The 16,881-nt window shown below is 70.7% G+C and carries 16 protein-coding genes and 1 pseudogene; 10 read left to right on the forward strand and 7 right to left on the reverse strand.

Features of this window, described 5'->3' with window-relative positions; genetic code table 11:
- Positions 1 to 402 precede the first annotated feature (402 nt).
- The 5 genes from ACFV9T_RS02925 to ACFV9T_RS02945 all read left to right on the forward strand — a co-directional run bounded on the left by ACFV9T_RS02925 (position 403) and on the right by ACFV9T_RS02945 (position 5,333).
- Positions 403 to 1,458, forward strand: a complete 1,056-nt coding sequence (locus ACFV9T_RS02925; protein ID WP_385436307.1) for a S8 family serine peptidase — start codon at positions 403 to 405, stop codon at positions 1,456 to 1,458.
- A gap of 7 nt (positions 1,459 to 1,465) precedes the next feature.
- On the forward strand, positions 1,466 to 2,539 hold the full coding sequence (locus ACFV9T_RS02930) for a glycoside hydrolase family 6 protein (protein WP_385436308.1): 1,074 nt from the start codon (positions 1,466 to 1,468) through the stop codon (positions 2,537 to 2,539).
- A 237-nt stretch (positions 2,540 to 2,776) separates the two neighbouring features.
- On the forward strand, positions 2,777 to 3,124 hold the full coding sequence (locus ACFV9T_RS02935) for a DNA-binding response regulator (RefSeq protein ID WP_385436309.1): 348 nt from the start codon (positions 2,777 to 2,779) through the stop codon (positions 3,122 to 3,124).
- Complete coding sequence (locus ACFV9T_RS02940; protein ID WP_385436310.1) at positions 3,121 to 4,407, forward strand: glycoside hydrolase family 5 protein; 1,287 nt, start codon at positions 3,121 to 3,123, stop codon at positions 4,405 to 4,407. Before ACFV9T_RS02935 ends, ACFV9T_RS02940 begins: the two co-directional genes overlap by 4 nt.
- Positions 4,408 to 4,643: 236 nt before the next feature.
- Positions 4,644 to 5,333 (forward strand): signal peptidase II, encoded by a 690-nt coding sequence (locus ACFV9T_RS02945; protein ID WP_385436311.1) that lies wholly within the window; start codon positions 4,644 to 4,646, stop codon positions 5,331 to 5,333.
- A gap of 37 nt (positions 5,334 to 5,370) precedes the next feature.
- On the opposite strand, the pseudogene ACFV9T_RS02950 reads toward ACFV9T_RS02945, so the two are convergent.
- From ACFV9T_RS02950 to ACFV9T_RS02975, 6 genes and pseudogenes are all read right to left on the reverse strand, one after another.
- A pseudogene (locus ACFV9T_RS02950) lies at positions 5,371 to 5,514 on the reverse strand (zf-HC2 domain-containing protein); the annotation flags it as partial.
- A complete protein-coding gene (locus ACFV9T_RS02955) occupies positions 5,511 to 6,065 on the reverse strand; it encodes an RNA polymerase sigma factor (protein WP_358614826.1) in 555 nt (184 codons plus the stop codon). The pseudogene ACFV9T_RS02950 and the gene ACFV9T_RS02955, both read right to left, overlap by 4 nt.
- 130 nt (positions 6,066 to 6,195) lie before the next feature.
- Positions 6,196 to 7,014 (reverse strand): zf-HC2 domain-containing protein, encoded by an 819-nt coding sequence (locus ACFV9T_RS02960; protein ID WP_385436312.1) that lies wholly within the window; start codon positions 7,012 to 7,014, stop codon positions 6,196 to 6,198.
- Entirely contained in the window at positions 7,011 to 7,607 is a 597-nt protein-coding gene (locus ACFV9T_RS02965; RefSeq protein ID WP_050799946.1) for a sigma-70 family RNA polymerase sigma factor, read from the reverse strand. Before ACFV9T_RS02965 ends, ACFV9T_RS02960 begins: the two co-directional genes overlap by 4 nt.
- Positions 7,608 to 7,767: 160 nt before the next feature.
- The gene (locus tag ACFV9T_RS02970) at positions 7,768 to 8,796 is read right to left on the reverse strand and encodes a rod shape-determining protein (protein WP_385436313.1); all 1,029 of its coding nucleotides are present in this window, start codon (positions 8,794 to 8,796) and stop codon (positions 7,768 to 7,770) included.
- 76 nt (positions 8,797 to 8,872) lie between these two features.
- Positions 8,873 to 10,573, reverse strand: coding sequence for a bifunctional 3'-5' exonuclease/DNA polymerase (locus tag ACFV9T_RS02975; protein WP_385436314.1), 1,701 nt, complete (start codon positions 10,571 to 10,573; stop codon positions 8,873 to 8,875).
- A 179-nt stretch (positions 10,574 to 10,752) separates the two neighbouring features.
- Here ACFV9T_RS02975 and ACFV9T_RS02980 point away from each other — a divergent pair, with 179 nt between their 5' ends.
- The 3 genes from ACFV9T_RS02980 (at position 10,753) to ACFV9T_RS02990 (ending at position 13,563) form a co-directional block, all read left to right on the forward strand.
- The gene (locus ACFV9T_RS02980; protein ID WP_385436315.1) at positions 10,753 to 11,850 is read left to right on the forward strand and encodes a family 43 glycosylhydrolase; all 1,098 of its coding nucleotides are present in this window, start codon (positions 10,753 to 10,755) and stop codon (positions 11,848 to 11,850) included.
- A gap of 258 nt (positions 11,851 to 12,108) precedes the next feature.
- Positions 12,109 to 12,342 carry a DUF397 domain-containing protein gene (locus ACFV9T_RS02985; RefSeq protein ID WP_385436367.1) on the forward strand — a complete coding sequence of 78 codons (234 nt, stop codon included), beginning with the start codon at positions 12,109 to 12,111 and terminating at the stop codon, positions 12,340 to 12,342.
- A gap of 69 nt (positions 12,343 to 12,411) precedes the next feature.
- On the forward strand, positions 12,412 to 13,563 hold the full coding sequence (locus tag ACFV9T_RS02990) for a site-2 protease family protein (RefSeq protein ID WP_385436316.1): 1,152 nt from the start codon (positions 12,412 to 12,414) through the stop codon (positions 13,561 to 13,563).
- 14 nt (positions 13,564 to 13,577) lie between these two features.
- Here the strand turns inward: ACFV9T_RS02990 and ACFV9T_RS02995 are convergent, their stop codons facing one another.
- Positions 13,578 to 14,084 (reverse strand): ATP-binding protein, encoded by a 507-nt coding sequence (locus tag ACFV9T_RS02995; protein ID WP_385436317.1) that lies wholly within the window; start codon positions 14,082 to 14,084, stop codon positions 13,578 to 13,580.
- A gap of 308 nt (positions 14,085 to 14,392) precedes the next feature.
- Between ACFV9T_RS02995 and ACFV9T_RS03000 the strand changes: the two genes are divergently transcribed.
- Positions 14,393 to 15,256, forward strand: a complete 864-nt coding sequence (locus ACFV9T_RS03000; protein ID WP_385436318.1) for a helix-turn-helix domain-containing protein — start codon at positions 14,393 to 14,395, stop codon at positions 15,254 to 15,256.
- A gap of 90 nt (positions 15,257 to 15,346) precedes the next feature.
- The gene (locus ACFV9T_RS03005; RefSeq protein ID WP_385436319.1) at positions 15,347 to 16,804 is read left to right on the forward strand and encodes an aldehyde dehydrogenase family protein; all 1,458 of its coding nucleotides are present in this window, start codon (positions 15,347 to 15,349) and stop codon (positions 16,802 to 16,804) included.
- The last annotated feature ends 77 nt before the right edge of the window (positions 16,805 to 16,881 follow it).

A 16,881-nucleotide genomic window follows, 5' to 3' on the forward strand; every position in this document is an offset into this window, starting at 1 on the left:
CTGCATCGCGACTCCCTTGACAGGAGGCTCTTATCGCCGTCGGGTCCCAGAGTGCGTCACCCGCAAAGGAGGTAGTACCCGCGCTCGGGGGAGCGGTGAGTGCACCTTCGGCGGATCCCTTTCCTCCCCCATTTCGGGGAGCACCGGGTTTTGGGCGCTGGGCCGCTTCCCCCGAAGAGGGGAACGGTCGCTCCCTCGCCCGTGGGTGCCAGTACTTCCGGGGGCTGCCCAAGATGAAAGGGGCCCGACGGCCTTGCGTCCCGTGCGACGAGAGTAGGTGACGTAATGTCAGGTCACGTGATGTCACGCCATCCATTCGCCGGCCGGGCCGGAGCGGTCATCGCAGCGATGACCCTCGCACTGGCCACGCCGGCTGCGGCAAGTGATTCCGACAGCGGTGGGTTGCACGATTCCGAATGGGCGCTCACCGCGCTCGACGCGGAACGTGCGTGGAAAATCAGCAAGGGTGCCGGAGTGACCGTCGCGGTCGTCGGCACCGGAGTAGACGCATCTCATCCGGATCTGCGCGGCCGGGTCGCCGCCGGTAAGGATTTCGCGGGCGGCGGCAGTCCCGTCACCCGGGACGACGGAAACCACGACGAGCAGTCCACCCACGCCGCCGGAATCATCGCCGGCACCGGCCGCAATTACCGCGGCGACGGGGTGTACGGGCTCGCGCCCCGGGCCCGGGTGATGCCGCTCGGGGTGTACCGCGACGGAAAGCCCCAGGCCAAGGCCACCGCCCGGGCCATCCGCCACGCGGCGAGCCATGGCGCGCACATCATCCACGTCGCCGTGGCCTTCAAGCGCCCGAACGCCGACCTGAAGTCCGCGGTGAAGTACGCCGCCGCCCAGGACGCCGTGGTCGTGGCGGGGGCCGGGGACAACGGCAAGGACGGAAACAAGCCCACCTACCCGGCCGCCCTCCCCGGCGTGGTCGCCGTCGTGGCCACCGACAAGAAGGGCGCCGTGTGGACCTCGTCCCACCACGGCGGGACCATCACCCTCGCCGCGCCCGGCGTCGCGATCCTCACCACGGCCGGCAACAACGACTACTGGACCGGCGACGGCACCGGCTACGCCGCGCCCTGGGTCGCCGCCGGAGCGGCGCTGCTGCGCTCCGAGCACCCCCGCTGGAACTCCCGCCAGATCGTCCGGAAGCTGATCGACACGGCCGACCGGAAGGGGGCGGCGGGCCACGATCCGCGCTACGGCTACGGGGTGATCGCCCCCGCCAAGGCGCTCGCGGACCGGGCCGCACCACCGCCCTCCGCCGAGCCCACCGCGGCCCCCTCCCCGCACCGCACCAAGGCGGCCGCCGCCTCCCAGGCGGCCGGGGATACCTCCGCCCTGGTCACGATAGGGATCGTGGCCGGTGTGCTGGTCGTGCTCGCGGTGCTGGCGGTGGTGCTCATCAGCCGCCGCCGCCCCCCGCCCGGCAACTCCCACAACGGCTGAGGCGGGGATGTTCACCGGACCGCGTGACCGCGCCGACCGGGCCCGCCCGCCGGCGCGGTCGCGCAGGGCCGCCCGGCTGAGCCGCGGCATGGCCCATGTGCTGGTCATGGTGCTGATAACCGAGGTCGTGATGGCCATCACCACGGCGGGCACGCTGCCGGAGCCCGCGGCCACCCATGCCTTCAGGCCGCCACCCTCCGTGACCAAGCCGTTCTATCCCGCGACGACGCGCTTCTACACCGACCCGCACAACCCCGCCGCGTCCTGGGTGCGCGCCCATCCGCGCGACCGGCGGGCGGCGGCCATCCGTCAGCGCATCGCCGACCAGCCGCAGGCCGCGTGGTTCACCGAGACCAATGAGTCGCTGGTCGAGGAGCGGGCCCGGGGCCTGGTCGACGCGGCCACGGCCCGGCGGCGGCTGCCCGTCCTGGTCGCGTACGCCATCCCGCAGCGCGACTGCGAGCAGTACAGCGCCGGCGGCAGCGGGGACCCGGGCGTCGCCTACCGGCGCTGGATCGACGCCTTCACCCGGGGCATCGGCGACCGGCCCGCCCTGGTCGTCCTCGAACCGGACGCCCTCGCCCACCTGGGCTGTCTGCGCAAGCGGCAGCGTACGGAGCGGTTCGCCGCCCTGGCGTACGCGGCCCGGACGCTCCGGGAGCGGGCCCCGCGCGCCCGGGTCTACTACGACGCCGGGAACTCCGGCTGGCAGCCCGCCCGCACCATGGCCGCGCGGCTGCGGCACGCCGGAATCGACCGGTACGGGGACGGCATCGCGGTCAACGTCTCCAACTTCAACGCCACCCGCGACGAGGTGCGCTACGGCCTCTCCGTCCTGGCCGAGCTGCGCCGCCCCCGGCTGGGGGTCGTGGTCGACACCAGCCGCAATGGGGCAGGGCCGACGTCCAAGCACCAGTTCTGCGATCCGCCCGGCCGCAGGCTGGGCCGGGCCCCCACCGCGGCCACCGGCATCCCCGGGGTCGACGCCTTCCTGTGGGTCAAACAGCCGGGGCAGGCGGACGGCTGCGCGGCCGGTGCGGGCGTCTTCGTGCCCGGCTACGCGTACCGGCTGACGGGCTGAGACCCGCTCCAGGGCTCCTGTAGCAGCCCCCACCACCCCCGCAAAACGGACATAACCCATATAAAACGGCCGAATTCCGCTACCTCAACTGAGGTATCCGGAATTCGGCCGTTTGGTGTGCCCTGAATTCCTGCAATTGAGGTAGCTGGATTTCGCTCATGCGTACGGTGTTTCGAGCCCCGGGCTTTCCTAATGTCGATGAGTGACAGGACAAGAAAGCCCGAAGGAGCTCCATCGATGCAAAGAGTTCTCGTCGTGGAGCACCACGCCCAGGTGTTGAGTGCTCTCGCTGATCTCGTGATCGAGGAGCCGGGACTGGAGTTGTCCGGAATTGCCGGATCGGCCAGGGAGGCAATTTCTCTGGCCCGAGCAGCGCAACCGGATGTGGTGCTGATCGATGTGGACGAGCCCAGCTGGAAAGCGCAAGGGCTGGACCGCATGATCGGCGACCTCCTTCCACAGGCGCGGATTGTCCGGCTGACCGCCGTATCCGACCCCCAAATGGAATGCCTGGAATCTCCGACGAACACCCCCAGCATCCTCAAGACCGAAGTACGCGAATTCCTCAGGAGTATCACCGAATGAATTCCCCCATGGACCAGAACAACGTCCCGACCAACCCCGAGACCACCGAGACGAAGCGCGCTCCGCGCTCCCGCCGTCTGCGTATGGGTATCGCCACGGCCGTCGTCGCTGTCGCTGCCGTGGGCGGCACTGTCACGGCGTTCGCCATGAACTCCGACGACGCGGGCTCCTCGTCCTCGGCCGCCCCGGGCAAGCCCGCGGGCTCGGATGTGAAGTTCCCGCTGTCGACCAAGAAGGGCGACATCGTCGACTCCAACGGCCGCAAGGTCGTCATGACCGGTGTGAACTGGTTCGGCTTCGAGACCGGCACCTTCGCGCCGCACGGCCTGTGGACCCGTGGCCTGGACTCCATGCTGGACCAGATGGCCAAGCAGGGCTTCAACACCATGCGGCTCCCCTACGCGAACGAGATGTTCGACGCCAAGAGCAAGCCCAACGGGATCGACTACAAGAAGAACCCCGACCTGAAGGGCCTCACCGGCCAGCAGATCATGGACAAGGTCGTCAAGGGTGCCACCGACCGCGGCATGATGGTGATCCTGGACCAGCACCGCCCGGACCAGTACAGCCAGAGTGAGCTGTGGTACTCCCAGAGCCTCACCGAGGAGAAGTGGCTGAGCGACTGGGTCAAGCTGGCCAAGCGCTACAAGGGCAACGAGCGAGTGGTCGGCGCCGACCTTCACAATGAGCCGCGTGGCCAGGCCACGTGGGGTGACGGCAACAAGAAGACCGACTGGCGTATGGCCGCCACCAAGGCCGGTAACGCGATCCACAAGGTCAACAAGAACTGGCTGATCTTCGTCGAGGGCACCGACCGCCACAAGAACGAGCAGTTCTGGTGGGGTGGCGACCTCCAGGGTGTGAAGAAGTACCCGGTGAAGCTGGACGAGGGCAACAAGGTCGTCTACTCGGCCCATGACTACGGGCCGGGCGTCTTCAACCAGAACTGGTTCCAGGCGAAGGACTTCCCGAAGAACATGCCCGCCATCTGGAAGAAGCACTGGGCCTACATCAAGCAGCAGAACATCGGACCGCTGCTGCTGGGTGAGTTCGGTGGCCGTAAGACCGCTGGTAACAGCAAGGAAGCCATCTGGCAGAACGCCCTGATGGACTACCTCAAGAAGAACGGCATCAGCTACACCTACTGGACCTGGAACCCGGACTCGGGCGACACCGGCGGTGTGCTGAACAAGGACTGGAAGACGCTCGACAAGAACAAGATGAAGATGCTGTCCAAGTACCAGATGCCGATGCTGGAGCCGAAGGGGAAGGCGTCGGAGTGACCCCTTCCGGCACCTAGCCGATCATGGTGATGTGACAGCGAGGGCCCGCAGGCAGCCGCCTGCGGGCCCTCCGTCATGTCCGGACCCGTGTCCCGCACCCGTCCGCGCGCCCGCAGTCTGCCCGGAAAGTCTGGAAAGTCCCGTATGGAGGGAAGTGGGGCGTGCCCCCGCCGGGTTTCCCTACCTAAGCCCCGCCCGCGCCCGCGGACCGGCCCCGGCATCCAGGGAGGCCGCCCATGAACCCGCACCAGCACCCCGGTCGCCTGCTCTTTCCGCTGGTCGCGCTCCTGGTGATCGCGGCCGACCAGGTGACCAAGGCGCTCGCGCTGGCCGCCTGGAGCGGTACCTCCGGGCCACAGGCCCGGCTGGGGCCGTTCCAGGCGCTGCTGGTGCACAACGCCGGGGTGGCCTTCGGGCTGGGGCACGGCCGCCCGGTGCTGATCACGATGATCACCCTCACCGGCGCGGTCGCCACCGGGGCCGCCGTCTGCGCGGGGATGCGGGCCCACAGCCGCGGCCTGGCGTTCGGCATGGCGCTGATCGCCGGGGGCTCGGTCGGCAACGGCGCCGACCGGGCGGTGCGGCCACCGGGCCCGCTGCGCGGCGCGGTGGTCGACTGGATCACGGTGGCGGGGCGCGGCCCGGTGTTCAACCTGGCCGATGTCGCCCTCGTCTCCGGGACCCTGCTCACCGCGGCCGTGCTGCTGGGCACGGCGGTGCGGCGGCCGTCCGTCAGCCTCCGGCCTTCGGTACCGGACGCGACCCCGGCCCCGAGGTCGGCCCCGAACCCGGCAGTGGATCCTGGCCCGGCCCCGGCTCCCGTCCGCTCTCCCGCTCCGCGATCGACGCGATCGAGGCCGCGAACTCCTTCAGCCGCGCCAGCGCCGCTTCGTCGGTCACCTCCCGGGAGGCCAGCGCGCTGGTGACCCGCTGGTAGAGGGACAGCTCACGGGCGCAGCGGTGGCATTCCGCCACATGGGCCCGCACTCGTCCCGCGTCCGACGCGTCCAGTTCGCCGTCGAGGTACGCCTGGAGCATCGGCGCGCCCACTGGGCATTCCCTCGTCCGGCGCCGCTCGGTCTCGCGCCACCATGTCCATCGGCTCATGCCTCACCTCGCTCTGGTTCCCGTCCCGTGCGCCCCGCGGCCAGCAGCTGGTTCCGGATGCGTTTGCGGGCCCGGTGCAGCCTGCTCATCACCGTCCCCTTGGGGACGTCCAGCACCTGCGCCGCTTCCGCGTACGACAGCCCGTCCACATGCACCAGCCGTACGACCTGCTGGTCGCGGAGCGGCAGTGCGGTGAACGCGGCGTCCACGGCCTCGTCGAACGCGGTGTCCACCACCAGCTCCTCCGGGGTGGCGCCGCGGGCCGGGGAGAGCCGTTCCAGCTCGGTGTCCGGGTCGTCCAGCAGGCGGGGCCGTCGCTGGCGGCGGCGGCTCACCTCCGCGTGGCGCATGATCGTCAGCAGCCAGGCCCGTGGATGTCTCCCGTCAAAACGGCCGACTGCCCGGTACGCCCGTAGTAACGTGTCCTGCACGAGATCTTCGGCGTCGGCGCGCTGAGCGGTCAGAGACATCGCCACGCGCAGCAGCACTTCGATCTCGGGCAGCACGTACTGGGTGAACATGCGTTGCTGATGGGCGTCCGGGTCAGCCACGTGTGCCTCCTCGGATCCGGACCCCCCGGGGACGCGAAAGCGACATATCACACCCTGTGTAACATCTCGCTCACAGCGCCGCACGGGATGGTCGGCGATCCGAGTGGCACAGCGGCCACGGTGGTGCCGGTTACGCGTCGACGGAGACCAGCACCTTGCCCTCGGACGTCACGACCTCGAAGTGGTCGACGTCGGAACGCTTCATGCCCGTTCCGCCGTGCGCCCACAGCGGGGCTCTGGCGGCCGCGTCAGGGCTGTTCTTGATCCCGTATCCCCGCTCGGGCACGGACCACGTCGTCATGGTCTGCTTCTTGCCGTCGTGGGAGACCGCGATCAGGCTGCAGCTCAGCGGGCCCTTGACGTTGCCCAGCCTGAGCATCCCGTCGAGGCCCCACATCTTCTCCTCCAAGGCGATCGCCGCGGTCACCTTGGTGTCCGGGTCGGTGGCCTCGACCTTGTCCGTCATGCCCGCGAAGAGCTGGCTCTCGCTGGCCGCGGCGACCGGCGCCTCGGTGCCGGAGTCCGAACCCGAGGTGACGGCCATCGTGCCGAGCGGTCCGCCGATGATCAGGGCGGCCGCCGCCGCGACCAGGTAGAGGCCGCGCCGCTTGCGCTTGCTGCGCGCCGCGGCGACCTCGCCGACCATGCGGTTCAGCAGGGCGGGTCCCGGCTTGGCCGTCAGGGTGTCGATGGCGGTGGGGGTGGCGGTGAACGCGTGCGGGGTGTGGCCCGTGATCGCGGTCCGGCCGGGTGCCCCGTGGATGCCGGGGATGTCGGCCGCGAGATCCGCGAGCAGGGGTTCCAGCCCGGTCAGTTCGTCGAGCTGGCGGCCGCACTGGTCGCAACCTGCCAGGTGCTCCTCGAAGTACGTGGCCTCCGCCTCGTCGAGCACGCCGAGCACATACGCGCCAACGGCGTCGTGTCCCGCGTGGTGCGCCTGCGCTGTCATGCCGTCACTCCTCTCTCCTCAAGCGCGAGCTTCATGGAGCGCAGCGCGTAGAAGACCCGGGACCGAACCGTCCCGCTGGGTATGCCGAGCGTTTCCGCCGCTTCATTGACCGTACGACCCTTGAAGTAGGTCTCGACGAGCACCTCGCGGTGGGCGTCGCTGAGGTCGTGCATCGCGTCGGAAAGTGTCATCAGCCGTAGTGCCCGGTCGATCTCGTCCTCCGCCGGCATGAGTTCCAGTGGAGACGGGTCGACCTCCTGGGGCCTGGCCTGCCTGCTGCGGTGCCCGTCGATGACGATGCGCCGCGCGACCGTGACCAGCCAGGGCCGGATGGAACCGGTGGCCCGGGACAGCTGGTCCGCGTTCCGCCAGGCGCGGACCAGGGTCTCCTGCACGACGTCCTCCGCGCGATGGCGATCGCCCGCGACCAGACGCAGTACGAACGCGAGCAACGGTCCGGCGTGCTCCTGGTAGAGCGCACGCATGAGTTGCTCGTCCGGTGTACCGCGCTGCGATCTGGACGGACGCTCATCGGCCACGGCGGCGTCGTCGTGCACCAGAACCTCCAGGACAGGACCTGAGTTGGACAACATCAACTGACGACTCCCGGTCTGTGCCCCGGGGGGGTGGGGTGGCCATGTCGGCCTCTTCCTCCCTTCGTACGGACGGGAGGGGGCGGCCACTCAACGCGTCGGGAAGAAAGTTCCGATCAGTTCCTGGAGTTGCCCGGAGGGGGAGGTGGGTGAAGGGGCCTCAGGTGATGGCCGAGCTGAGCACATGCGGCTGGACCTTGCCCTCCAGCATCGCGCCGAGCCCTTCCACCGCGCACACACCCGGGTTGTCCGCGATGTTCACCGGGACACCGGTCGCCTCCCGCAGCAGGGTGTCCAGACCGGGCAGCACCGCGCTGCCGCCCGCCAGCATGATGCCGCGGTCGGCGAGGTCGGCCACCAGATCGGGCGGGCATTGGCGCAGTACGGCGCTGATCGCGTCGAGGATGCCGGTCAGCGGGGTGCGGATGGCGTTGCGTACGCCCTCGACGTCGACCGTGACGGACCGGGCGAGCCCGGTGGCCACGTCCCGCCCGTGCACCTCGGTGCCGAGTGAGGCCAGCGCCGTATCGCCGAGGACCAGGTGCAGCGGGCGGACGGCCTGGCTGGGCAGCGTCAGCGCGTGCGCGTTGCGCAGATGCTGGACGACGGCGTGGTCGACCGTCTCGCCGCCGACCGGGACCCGCTCGGCGGCCACGATCGAGCCCAGCGACAACACCGCGACCTGGGTGGTGGCCGCGCCGCACACCACGATCATCGTCGCCTCGGGCCGCTCCACGGGCAGCCCGCAGCCCACGGCGGCGGCGATCAGCGTGTCCACCAGCTCGACCCGCTTGGCGCCGAGCCCGGCGAGGGTCTCCAGGGCGGCGCGCTGGGCGAGCGGATCGGCGTCGTGCGGTACGCAGACTGCGGCGCTCGGCCTCGGTTTGCGGCGCCAGGCGCGGCGCAGCTTGCTGCCGAGGAGCAGCCGCAGCATGCGCTGCGCCATGGCGATGTCGACGACGGTGCCGCCCGCCACCGGGCGCACGACCCGGATGTGGGCGGGCGTACGGCCCGCCATGCGCTCGGCGAACGCCCCGACCGCGATCACCGCTCCGGTGCGGGTGTTGACGGCGGCGACGGTGGGCTCGTCGACGATCAGGCCGGTGCGCTTGAGGTAGACGCGGGTCCTGGACGCTCCGAGGTCCACGGCGATGGAGCAGCGACGCAGCCGCTCAAGGCTGATGCTCATATGCCATCGTGTGCGGCCGGACGCGGTCGCTGCCTCCGGAGGTGCGCCGGTCGGGCGAGCGCCGCTCACCCCTCTACTAGTCCTTGGCGTCCGCGTAGCACTCCACCGCCGCCACCGTGAGGGGGAAGCGGACCGGGGTGTGGCCGAAGGCGATGGTGCCCGCCGCTTCGCCCGCCTCCGCGATCGCCTGCCGCACCGCCGCCACCTCCGGCTCCGGGCAGTGCACGATCACCTCATCGTGCTGGAAGAAGACCAGCTCGGCGCGGAGCCCGGCGGCGGCCAGGGCGCGGCGCAGCGCAGCGAGCATCAGCACCGCCCAGTCGGCCGCGCTGCCCTGGACGACGAAGTTCCGGGTGAAGCGGCCGCGGGCGCGGGCGCTCGGGGTGCTGCCGTAACGCGGCTCCTCCTCCAGGTCGCGCGGCAGGCCCGCCTCGTCGGCCGGGTCGGCGGCGGCGCCACCGGCGGGTGGGCAGGTGCGGCCCAGCCAGGTCCGTACGAGACGGCCCTCCTCGCCCGCGCGGGCCGCGTCGTCCACGTAGGCCACGGCCGCCGGGAAGCGGCGCCGGAGCGCGGCGAGGTGCTTGAGGCCGTCGCCCGAGGTCTGCCCGTAGACGGCGCCGAGCAGCGCGAGCTTGGCCTGGTCGCGGCGGCCCGCGAAGGCGCGGTCGGACAGCTCCGCGTACAGATCCCGGCCGGTGCCCGCGACCTCCATCAGCCCCGGGTCGCGGGAGATCGCGGCGAGCACCCGGGGCTCCATCTGGTCGGCGTCGGCGACGACCAGCCGCCAGCCCGGGTCGGCGACGACCGCGCGCCGCACCACCTTGGGGATCTGGAGGGCCCCGCCGCCGTGGGTGGTCCAGCGGCCGGAGACGGTGCCGCCGGGCAGGTATTCGGGGCGGAAGCGGCCGTCCCGCACCCAGGACTGGAGCCAGGACCAGCCGTGGGCCGTATGAAGCCGGTAGAGCTTCTTGTACCGCAGCAGCGGCTCCACCGCCGGATGGTCGATCTCTTTCAGCTCCCACGCCCGGGTGGAGGTGAGCGCGATCCCGGCGCGCCCGAACGCCCGGATGACGTCGGCGGGCAGATCGGGCCGCACCCGCACCCCCTCCCCGAAGGCGCGGGACACCTCGTCGGCCAGCTCGGCCATCCGCCGCGGCTCAAGCCCGCCCGGATAGCGCTCGCCCAGCAGCTCGTCCAGCAACTCCCGGTGGCGGTCGGCCCGCCAGGGCACCCCGGCGCGCCGCATCTCGGCGGCGACCAGGGTCCCGGCCGATTCGGCGGTGGTCAGCAGCCGCATCCGGTCCGGGTGCCCGGCCTCCTCGGTACGGGCCAGCTGCGCCTGGTACACCGCGAGCAGCGCGTCGAGCGGGTCGGTGCCGGGCGGCAGCGGCGGCGGGCCGGGCTCGAACAGCGACGGCTGGGTCTCGGCGGCCCGCACCGGCGGATCCTCGGGCACCGGCAGCCCGCGCAGCCGGGCCCAGGCCGCGGCGAGCGAGCGCGGGGCGCCCGAGCGCCCCTCGTGGCCGAGCAGCAGGGCCTCGGCCGCCTCCACGTCGTAGCACCGCTCGACCCGGACTCCGGCCGCCAGCAGCCGGGGATAGACCTCGGCGGTGGACCGCCACACCCACCGGTCGGCCTCCGGGCGGGACCGCACGGCTTCGGCGATCCCGCCCCGCGCCGCCGGGACCTCGGTGACCGGCCCGGCGGCCTTCCCCGTGGCGTCCAGCGGGCAGAGACGGACACCCCCGTCGCCCGTCTCTGCCGCTGCCCACCTCATGACCGTGAGTCTGGCAGGGGGGTCTGACAACGGCCCGGGGAGCAATGGCCACCGTTGTGAAAGGGGTTGACCCCTCGACCGGGCGGCTCTACGTTCCGTTCGCAATGACGGATCGCGTTCGAAATATCGACCGGGCGGAGCGCATGGCCGCCCGGGCCTCTCGAACCCTGGAGCCTTCCATGACCCGCATCCGCACCAGAGCGCTGCCGCTGCTGGCGGCCGCGCTGCTCGCGCTCGTCGCCCTGCTGCAGACGGGCAACGCCTCCACCGCGCAGGCCGAGCCAGTCCGTGCCCCGGAGGTGAGGGCCGGGAGCTTCACCAATCCGGTCGTGACGCAGAACGGCGCGGACCCGACGATCATCCGCTACGCCGGGTACTACTACCACCTGGGCACCACCTGGGCCTCGCACTGGGAGATGCGCCGGTCGCCCACGCTCGGCGGGCTGAAGAGCGCGGCGCCCACCACCGTGTACCGCGAGACCGTGGCGTCCCGCTGCTGCAACTTCTGGGCGCCCGAACTGCACCGGCTGAACGGCCCGAACGGGCTGCGCTGGTATCTGACGTACAGCGCGGGCGTCTCGGCGAACATCGACCACCAGCACGTCCATGTGCTGGAGAGCGCCGGTTCCAATCCGCTGGGCCCGTACACGTACAAGGGCCAGGTCGATCCGTACGGCGACAACCGCTGGATGATCGACAGCAGCTATCTGTCGATGCCGGACGGCCGCCTCTACATGCTGTACTCCTTCTGGGAGGGCGGTTCGCAGAACCTCTACGCGGTCCGGATGAGCAACCCGTGGACCCCGACCGGCGCCGGTGTGCGGATCGCCACGCCCTCCTACGGCTGGGAGAAGTCGGGCAGCGCGGTCAACGAGGGGCCGGTCATCCTGCAGCACGGCGGCCGGACCTTCCTCACCTTCTCCGCCTCGCACTGCGACACCCCGGACTACAAGCTCGGGCTGATGGAGCTGACCGGGAGCGATCCGCTGGCGGCGGGCGCGTGGAAGAAGTTCGCCAACCCGGTCTTCCAGCGCAATGACGGGGCCGGGGTGTACGGGCCGGGCCACAACTTCTTCTTCCCCTCGCCCGACGGCAAGGAGGTCTGGATGGCCTACCACGCCAACGCCAAGGCCACGGACGGCTGCGGCGGCTCCCGTACCACCCGGGCGCAGAAGGTGAACTGGAACGCGGACGGCACCCCGAACTTCGGCGTCCCCGTCTCCACGTCCACCGCCCTGGCCGAGCCCTCCGGCACCCCGGCGGCCCTGCGGCGCTGACGCCGCGTACGCGATGAGGACGCCCCGCGGGTCAACCCCCGGGGCGTCCTCATCGTCTTTTATGACGACTGCCCCATGACGACTGCCCCATGACGACTGACGCGCTCCGCGCGGGGCAGAAGACGCGATGATCATCCGGGTGGGACTCTTGCACGTGCATTTGCCCATGCATATGCACAGGAATGCGGCTATGATCCGAGTCAGTTGACAGTTGCACTAACAGTGGAGAGCCCTGTGCGCGACCACCCGTACAACGGCATGGCGGCCGCGGACCTTCAAGGGGTCGTCTGGCAGAAGAGCAGGCACAGCAATTCCCAGGGATCCTGTGTCGAGTTCGCCAAGCTGCCCGGCGGGCACGTGGCCGTACGGAACTCCCGCTTCCCGGACGGACCGGCGCTCGTCTATACCCCCGCCGAGGTCGAGGCGATGCTGCTCGGCGTCAAGGACGGGGAATTCGATCACCTGGCGCACGACCCGGCAGGCCGTGCGTGAGAGAGCGCGTGTGAGCGACACTGGTAGTGATCGGTGGGGGTCCTACTGATGTGAGACGGCGGGTGAGCGATGAACGGCTCGGTCCGCGTCGGACATGTCCTCGGGGTGCCCCTCCGGATGCACTGGAGCGCTCCGGTCCTGATCGTCCTGCTCGCCTATGGGCTCGGCCGCGAGACGCTGCCCGCCTGGACGCCCGGCCGGACCGGACTCGTGTACGTCGTCGCGAGCGTGATCGGCGCCCTCCTGCTGATGGGGAGCCTGCTGTTGCATGAGGCCGCGCACGCGGTCACCGCGCGCGGCAAGGGCGTCTCGGTCGAGGACGTCACGCTGTGGGCGCTCGGCGGCATGACCCAGATGGGGCGGCCGCGCACCGCCCGGATCGCCCTGCTCGTGGCCATCAGCGGCCCGCTCACCAGCCTGGCCATCGGCGGTGTCGCCGTCGGCGCCGGGATCGGGGCCAACGCGCTGGCCGGGTGGGGGGTGCCCGCGGCGGTGCTGATCTGGCTGGGCTGGGCCAATCTGCTGCTCGGGGTGTTCAACCTGATACCCGCGGCCCCGCTGGACGGCGGCCGGGTGGTGCAGGCGGTGCTGTGGTGGCGTACGGGCGACCGGGAGCGGGCCGAGCGGGCGGCCGGGCGCAGCGGCCAGATCTTCGGGATCCTGCTCATCGCGGTCGGCTGGTTCTCGTTCGTGCGCGGCGAGGGCGGCGGGCTGTGGCTCGCGCTCGTCGGGCTGTTCATCATGGTGATCGCCAACGCGGAGCGGCAGCGGGCCGGTGTGAACACGGCGCTGCGCGGGGTGCGGGCGGGCGACGCGATGTCGTCCCCGGTCGCGACGGGTGCCGACTGGCTGCCGGTGGGGCGGTTCATCGACGAGGTGGCGGCGCACTCCCGCCACTCGACGCTGCCGCTGCTGGACTTCGAGGGCAGGCCCAGCGGCGTCGTGGCGCTGCGCGCGCTGGCGGCGGTACCGGCCGGGATGCGGGAGGAGCGGCGGGTGCGCGAGGTGGCGACGCCGATCGCGCGGTGCACGGTCGCGACGTCGGACGAGCTGCTGAGCGAGGTGCTGGAGCGGGCCCGGCCGGGGGCCTCGGGGATGCCGGTGCTGGTGGTGGACGACGGGCATCTGGAGGGGATCGTCACCGCCCACGATGTGTCGCGCCTCTTCCAGCTGCACTCGCTGGGCATCACGACGGCGCCACCGGAGGCGACGCCCCACTGAGCGGCCCCGATACGTCAGGGCCGGGGCAGCCGGAACAGGGCCCAGACGATCTTGCCGGGCAGCGTTCCCGCCAGCGGGTGCCAGCCCCAGCTGTCGGTGAACGACTCCACCAGATACAGCCCCCGCCCCGACTCCGCACAGGAACCGGCCTCCCCGGTGACCGGCCCGTCCTCGCTGGGGTCGCGTACGGCGCACACCAGCCGTGAGGCGGAGTGCATCAAGTGGAGCCGGACCAGGGGCGGTTCGTGGCCGTCGCCCTCGGGCTGGGCGCCCGGCCGCCCCCCGGCGACCGCGTGCCGCAGCGCGTTGGTGACCAGTTCGGAGACGACGAGGGCGACCTCGTCCAGCAGCTCGGGCAGACCCCACTGGCGCAGCGTGGTCCCGGTGAACTGCCGCGCCCCCTTGACCGCGTCGTAGCGCGCGGGGAGCGCACAGGAGACGGCGCCGGAGACGGCGGAAGGATCGATCGCGGGAAGCCCTCTCCACTGCGGTTCCAGCAGGGCCGAACCTTCGCTCCCCATGCGAGCACTCCTGCATCCGTGGCCCTGACGAATCCTGGCCAGATCTCGTACGAGCTTGCACGTGCGCGACTCCCATGGTTTCGAATGCCAACGGCAGATGCAAGGGCAAATGCACGTGCACGCAGTAGAATTGGGATACTGCATTGCGCTTTGCCGCACTTTCTGCCTACGCAGATGTGCGTAGTCCTCCCACCCGGGTAACGACATGGGCACAGACCGAAGCCCGGAAAGTGGCAGACTTCGGCCTGCCGGGTGCGGGGGCCCCAACGCCGGAAGAGTGCATTCCGTACAGGGAGGGTCACGGACAGATGGCAGCGAGTGAGTCGAGCGGATCGGTGGTGCGCCGCATTCTCCTGGGCTCCCAACTCAGGCGGCTGCGCGAGGCCCGGGGTATCACCCGCGAGGCGGCGGGCTACTCGATCCGCGCCTCAGAATCCAAGATCAGCCGGATGGAACTGGGCCGGGTGGGCTTCAAGGCGCGCGATATCGAGGACCTGCTCACCCTCTACGGCGTCACCGAGGAGGCGGAGCGCGCGCCGCTGCTCGGGCTCGCCCGAGAGGCCAACCTGACCGGCTGGTGGCACAGTTACGGCGATGTGCTGCCGGGCTGGTTCCAGACGTACGTCGGCCTGGAGGGTGCCGCCTCGCACATCGCCGTCTACGAGGTCCAGTTCATCCACGGCCTGCTGCAGACCGAGGGCTACGCCCACGCCGTGGTCACCCGGGGGCAGCCGCAGGCGTGCGACTCCGAGGTGGACAAGCGGGTCGCGCTGCGGCTGGAGCGGCAGAAGCTGCTGGTCTCCGAGCGGGCTCCGGCGTTCCATGTGGTGCTGGACGAGGCCGCGCTGCGCCGCCCGTACGGCGGGCCGGAGGTGATGCGCGCCCAGATACGGCACCTCATCTCCGTCTCCGAGCAGCCGAACGTGACGCTCCAGGTGATGCCGTTCGCCTTCGGCGGGCACGCGGGGGAGAGCGGCGCGTTCACCCTGCTCCGGTTCCCGGAGTCGGACCTCCCGGACATCGTCTATCTGGAACAGCTCACCAGCGCCCTCTACCTCGACAAACCCGATGAAGTGGGGCAGTACGAGCGGGTGTTGGGGCGGCTCGGCGCGGACGGTCTGTCCCCGGAGAAGAGCCGCGACCTGCTCGGGGGGCTCCTGCGCGAGGTCTGACCGATCAGTAGGATGACGTTCTGTCAGGAATACCCCCCACGCGTGCGCGGGTGCCCGGATGCGGTCCCGCGTCCTCCAGATAGGGATGGCATGTCCTACTTCTCCGAGTTGGCCTTTCAGTACATCGGCGGTGAGTGGCGCACCGGCAGCGGTTCCTGGGACATCGTCGACTTCAACCCGTACGACGGGGAGAAGCTGGCCTCCATCACCGTGGCCACCGTCGACGAGGTCGACCTCGCCTACCGCACCGCCGAGCGGGCCCAGCCGGAGTGGGCGGCCCGCAACCCGTACGCCCGGAGGGCGGTCTTCGAGCGGGTGCTGCGCGTCATCGAGGACCGCGAGAAGGAGCTGACCGAGGCGATCATCGCGGAGTGCGGCGGCACCCACGTCAAGGCGGGCTTCGAACTGCACCTCGCCAAGGAGTTCCTGCGCGAGGCGGTCCAGCTGGCGCTGCGCCCCGAGGGCCGCATCCTGCCGTCGCCCGACGACGGCAAGGAGAACCGCCTCTACCGGGTGCCGGTCGGCGTCGTCGGCGTGATCAGCCCGTTCAACTTCCCCTTCCTGCTGTCGCTGAAGTCGGTCGCCCCGGCGCTGGCCCTCGGCAACGCCGTCGTCCTCAAACCGCACCAGAACACCCCGATATGCGGCGGCGGTCTGGTCGCGAAGATCTTCGAGGAGGCCGGGCTCCCGGCCGGGCTGCTCAACGTGGTCATCACCGACATCGCGGAGATCGGCGACGCCCTGGTCGAGCACCCGGTCCCGAAGGTCATCTCGTTCACCGGCTCCGACAAGGTCGGCCGCCATGTCGCCACCGTCGCGGCCTCGCACTTCAAGCGGTCCATCCTGGAGCTGGGCGGCAACAGCGCCCTGATCGTGCTGGACGACGCCGACCTCGACTACGCGGTGGACGCAGCGGTGTTCAGCCGCTTCGTCCACCAGGGACAGGTCTGCATGGCGGCCAACCGGGTGCTGGTGGACCGGTCGGTGGAGCGCGCGTTCACCGAGAAGTTCGTCGCCAAGGTGAAGACGCTGACGGTGGGCGACCCGGGCGATCCGGCCACCCACATCGGCCCGCTGATCAACGAGGGCCAGGCCGAGGCCATCACCGCGCTGGTCGACCAGACGATCGCCGACGGCGCGACCGCACTGGTGCGGGGGCGCACCGAGGGCACCCTGGTGGAGCCGAGCGTGCTCGGCGACGTCCCCGAGGGCTCGGCGATCCTCCGGCAGGAGGTCTTCGGCCCGGTCGTGGTGCTGATCCCGTTCGACGGTGATGAGGAGGCGATCCGGATCGCCAACGACACCGACTACGGACTCAGCGGCGCCGTGCACACCGGCGACACGGAGCGCGGGGTGCGGCTCGCCAAGCGCGTCCACACCGGCATGATCCATGTGAACGACAGCACCGTGCACGACGAGCCGATCGTGCCCTTCGGCGGTGAGAAGCACTCGGGGCTCGGGCGGCTCAACGGGGAATCGATGGTCGACGACTTCACCACCACCAAGTGGATCTCGATCCAGCACGGCCGCAGCCAGTTCCCGTTCTGACGCTTCGGTCCCGGGGAGGGCTTGCGGACAGAAGCTGACCGCAAGCCTTCCTACTGTGGTGTTCATCGAAGGGCGCT

It is taken from the genome of Streptomyces sp. NPDC059850 (genome assembly GCF_042731515.1).
Classification (GTDB): Bacteria; Actinomycetota; Actinomycetes; order Streptomycetales; family Streptomycetaceae; genus Streptomyces.

Excerpts from the sequence above, each read along its gene's own strand:
- ACFV9T_RS02930 (WP_385436308.1), top strand. The coding sequence starts at position 1,466 with ATGTTCACCGGACCGCGTGACCGCGCCGACCGGGCCCGCCCGCCGGCG.
- ACFV9T_RS02935 (WP_385436309.1), top strand. The coding sequence starts at position 2,777 with ATGCAAAGAGTTCTCGTCGTGGAGCACCACGCCCAGGTGTTGAGTGCT.
- ACFV9T_RS02940 (WP_385436310.1), top strand. The coding sequence starts at position 3,121 with ATGAATTCCCCCATGGACCAGAACAACGTCCCGACCAACCCCGAGACC.
- ACFV9T_RS02945 (WP_385436311.1), top strand. The coding sequence starts at position 4,644 with ATGAACCCGCACCAGCACCCCGGTCGCCTGCTCTTTCCGCTGGTCGCG.
- ACFV9T_RS02960 (WP_385436312.1), bottom strand. The coding sequence starts at position 7,014 with ATGACAGCGCAGGCGCACCACGCGGGACACGACGCCGTTGGCGCGTAT.
- ACFV9T_RS02965 (WP_050799946.1), bottom strand. The coding sequence starts at position 7,607 with ATGTTGTCCAACTCAGGTCCTGTCCTGGAGGTTCTGGTGCACGACGAC.
- ACFV9T_RS02970 (WP_385436313.1), bottom strand. The coding sequence starts at position 8,796 with ATGAGCATCAGCCTTGAGCGGCTGCGTCGCTGCTCCATCGCCGTGGAC.
- ACFV9T_RS02975 (WP_385436314.1), bottom strand. The coding sequence starts at position 10,573 with ATGAGGTGGGCAGCGGCAGAGACGGGCGACGGGGGTGTCCGTCTCTGC.
- ACFV9T_RS02980 (WP_385436315.1), top strand. The coding sequence starts at position 10,753 with ATGACCCGCATCCGCACCAGAGCGCTGCCGCTGCTGGCGGCCGCGCTG.
- ACFV9T_RS02985 (WP_385436367.1), top strand. The coding sequence starts at position 12,109 with ATGGCGGCCGCGGACCTTCAAGGGGTCGTCTGGCAGAAGAGCAGGCAC.
- ACFV9T_RS02990 (WP_385436316.1), top strand. The coding sequence starts at position 12,412 with ATGAACGGCTCGGTCCGCGTCGGACATGTCCTCGGGGTGCCCCTCCGG.
- ACFV9T_RS02995 (WP_385436317.1), bottom strand. The coding sequence starts at position 14,084 with ATGGGGAGCGAAGGTTCGGCCCTGCTGGAACCGCAGTGGAGAGGGCTT.
- ACFV9T_RS03000 (WP_385436318.1), top strand. The coding sequence starts at position 14,393 with ATGGCAGCGAGTGAGTCGAGCGGATCGGTGGTGCGCCGCATTCTCCTG.
- ACFV9T_RS03005 (WP_385436319.1), top strand. The coding sequence starts at position 15,347 with ATGTCCTACTTCTCCGAGTTGGCCTTTCAGTACATCGGCGGTGAGTGG.